The following is a 3156-nucleotide window of genomic DNA, read 5'->3' on the forward strand; positions in this document are numbered from 1 at the left end:
TCTGCGAAGCCCAACTCAAAGAGTCTTTAAAACACTTCTTTTATCGTAAAGCAATGGATTTTTAAGGTGTGGGCGATAAGTTGATCGAGCAATTGATGGCAAGTGAATTGATTAAAACGCCTGCAGATCTGTTTAAGCTCGATAAAACGATCTTGATGCGATTAGAGCGAATGGGCGAAAAATCAGCTCAGAATGTCCTGAATAGTCTAGAAAAAGCGAAACAAACTACCTTGCCTCGTTTCCTTTTTGCATTGGGTATTCGTGATGTAGGTGAATCAACAGCGTTGAATTTGGCTAACCATTTTGGCACGCTTGAGGCAATCCAAGTGGCAACCTTTGAGCAATTGCAAGAGGTGCAAGATGTGGGTGAAGTGGTGGCAAATCGTATCGTTTCATTCTGGAAAGAGCCGCATAATGTCGCCGTCGTAGAAGATTTACAAGCCCAAGGTATCCATTGGCAAGTGGTCGAAAAAGTGGAAATTGCGGACAATCCACTCAAAGATAAAAATGTGGTATTAACGGGTACATTAAGTCAATTAACCCGTGATCAAGCCAAAGCGTTATTGCAAGGCTTAGGTTGTAAGGTTTCTGGTTCAGTTTCAAGTAAAACGGATTACCTAATTGCAGGTGAAAAAGCGGGTTCGAAATTAATCAAAGCACAAGAGTTGGGTGTGAAAGTGTTATCTGAACAAGAGTTTATTGATTTAATGAAATAATATGAAAAAAGCTCATTTCGTTTGAAATGAGCTTTTCTTTTGCAGCGCATTAAATGAGCATAGTAGACAAAATTAAACTACAAGTATTATGCCACATTTATGCTTTTATTTTTCCGATAAAACTTCCTCAGATTCTTCATCATCTACATCACAAATACGTTCAAGGCTTACGACTTGCTCGTCTTCTGCGGTGCGAATAATGCGAACCCCTTGGGTGTTACGACCAACGAGGCTGACTTCTGAAACTCGAGTACGAACTAATGTGCCCGCATCGGTAATCAACATAATTTGGTTGTCTTCTTTTACTTGAACTGCTGCAACTACTTTACCATTACGCTCGTTCACTTTGATAGAAACTACCCCTTTAGTTGCACGGGATTTCACAGGGTATTCCGTTAATGCAGTACGTTTACCGTAGCCGTTTTGAGTAACGGTTAGAATCTCACCTTCTATACGTGGAATCACAAGAGAAACCACTTTATCGGTGTTGAGATTGATGCTTTCCTCACTCTCTTCACTTTCGATATCAATAATTTCCGCTTCTTCAATTTCGTCACTAATTTCTGTGGTTACCAGTTTAATACCACGAACCCCTGTTGCAGTTCGTCCCATTGCTCGCACGGCCTTTTCTTTAAAGCGAACCACGCGGCCTTGCGCAGAGAACAACATAATTTCGCTTTCGCCGTTGGTAATATCAACACCGATAAGTTCATCGCCATCGCGTAGTGTTAGGGCAATGAGACCGTTCGCACGCACATTGCTAAATGCGTCTAATGCAACTTTTTTTACTACGCCACTTGCAGTTGCCATAAAGACGAATTTATCTGTCGAGAACTCACCGTTTGGAATTGGTAAAATTGCGGTAATACGTTCATTTTCCTCTTTTACAAGCGGTAGAATATTCACAATTGGCGTACCACGTGCCCCACGGCTTGCTTGCGGTAATTGATACACTTTCAATTGATATAAACGACCACGGCTTGAGAAGCAAAGGATGGTATCGTGGGTATTCGCTACCAATAATTTTTCGATGAAGTCATCTTCTTTCATCTTCGTCGCTGATTTACCTTTACCGCCACGACGCTGTGCTTCATAGTCTGAAAGCGGTTGATATTTCACATAACCTGCGTGAGAAAGGGTTACCACTACATCTTCTTGAGCGATTAAATCTTCAAGATTGATATCGCCTGAGGCTGCCGTAATTTCTGTACGGCGTTCATCACCAAAACCTGCTTTTACGGCTTCTAGCTCTTCACGGATCACTTCCATTAAGCGATCTGCACTATTTAAGATATGTAATAATTCCGCAATTTCAGTGAGTAATTCTTTGTATTCATCAACAATTTTTTCGTGCTCTAAACCTGTTAAACGGTGTAAGCGTAATTCTAAAATTGCACGAGTTTGCGCTTCAGAAAGGTAATATTCGCCATCACGCACGCCTAAATGTTTAGGTAGATCTTCAGGACGAGAGGCATCAACACCTGCTGCATCTAACATTGCAGCTACATTACCTAGTGCCCAAGAGCGAGAAAGCAAGCCTTCACGTGCTTCTTCTACCGTTTTTGAATTACGGATTAAGGCAATAACAGGATCGATATTAGCTAATGCAATCGCCAAACCTTCTAAGATATGCGCACGTTCGCGAGATTTTCGCAATTCAAAAATAGTACGGCGCGTCACCACTTCGCGGCGATGTTTAATGAACGCTGCGATAATCTGTTTGAGGTTTAATACTTTTGGCTGACCGTTGTCTAGTGCTACCATATTGATACCAAAGGTCACTTGCATTTGCGTGAGTGAATAAAGATGATTTAACACCACTTCTGCTACTGCATCTCGTTTTACTTCGATAACAATTGAGATCCCTTTTTTATCCGAATAATCATCAATTTTACTAATGCCTTCAATTTTCTTATCTTTAATGAGTTCAGCAATTTTCTCAATCAATTTTGCTTTATTCACTTGATAAGGTAATTCCGTCACAACAATATGTTCGCGACCTTTATCTGTGGTTTCAATGCTTGCTTTTGCACGTACGTAAACTTTTCCACGCCCAGTTTGATACGCATCAATAATTCCTTTACGACCATTGATTAATGCTCCTGTTGGGAAATCTGGACCAGGAATATATTGCATCAACTCATCAATTGAAATCTCTTCATTTTCGATATATGCCAAGCAACCATCTAACACTTCATTTAAATTGTGAGGTGGAATGTTTGTTGCCATACCCACCGCAATCCCTGATGAACCATTGACTAACAAGGCTGGAATTTTGGTTGGGAGTACATCGGGAATCATTTCTTTGCCATCATAGTTTGGCGAAAAATCCACAGTTTCCTTGTCTAAATCAGTGAGCAATTCTTGCGTGATTTTTTGCATACGAACTTCGGTATAACGCATCGCCGCAGGTGCATCTCCATCAATTGAACCAAAGTTA

General features: G+C 40.8%; 1 protein-coding gene and 1 pseudogene. One reads left to right on the forward strand and one right to left on the reverse strand.

Annotated features, from left to right (window positions below; genetic code table 11):
* Nucleotides 1-716: pseudogene (locus KH943_RS09720) on the forward strand (helix-hairpin-helix domain-containing protein); the annotation flags it as partial.
* Nucleotides 717-821: 105 nt separating this feature from the next.
* On the opposite strand, the gene gyrA reads toward KH943_RS09720, so the two are convergent.
* On the reverse strand, nt 822-3156 hold a 2335-nt coding region (gene gyrA / locus KH943_RS09725; protein ID WP_304110389.1), incomplete at its 5' end, for a DNA topoisomerase (ATP-hydrolyzing) subunit A.

It is taken from the genome of Haemophilus parahaemolyticus (genome assembly GCF_018373095.1).
Lineage (GTDB): Bacteria > Pseudomonadota > Gammaproteobacteria > Enterobacterales > Pasteurellaceae > Haemophilus_A > Haemophilus_A parahaemolyticus_A.